Origin of the sequence: Parasphingomonas frigoris (assembly GCF_036663815.1) — a bacterium.
Taxonomy (GTDB): Bacteria; Pseudomonadota; Alphaproteobacteria; order Sphingomonadales; family Sphingomonadaceae; genus Sphingomonas.
In genome coordinates, this window is sequence record NZ_JAXOJQ010000067.1 from 1 (window position 1) to 441 (window position 441).

General features: G+C 52.8%; 1 protein-coding gene. It reads right to left on the minus strand.

From position 1 onward, the window contains the following. Positions 1-441 (minus strand): aconitase family protein (locus U1872_RS22500; RefSeq protein WP_332795080.1); only part of this gene is annotated, 441 nt, incomplete at both ends.

A 441-nucleotide genomic window follows, 5' to 3' on the forward strand; every position in this document is an offset into this window, starting at 1 on the left:
ACAGCTTCAGGACTCGTGCCCCACGTTACCATCGGTTCGACGCAAGTCGCGTCTATCTCAACGGTGCGATCATAAATCGCACCAACGTCAGTCGCTAGGGTTTTCCAATATGCGATTGCAGCGTTCCAGGCCTCACCTTTTGGTGCAAACGGACGTCCTGCTAGCCAGCTATAGCAAGTGTCGTCTGGAGCAATGATCCCGGCTCTGGCGCCTGCCTCAATTGACATGTTGCACAGTGTCATGCGGGAGGCCATATCAAGGGATCGTACTGCCTCGCCACTATACTCGATTACATGACCGTTTGCGCCTGCAGTTCCGATAGCCCCAATAATATGCAGGATGAGATCTTTGGCCGTAACGCCGTTACCCAGTTGACCGTTGATTGTTATCAACATTGCTTTCGCTGGCTGCTGAAGCAGAGTCTGAGTCGCCAAAACATGC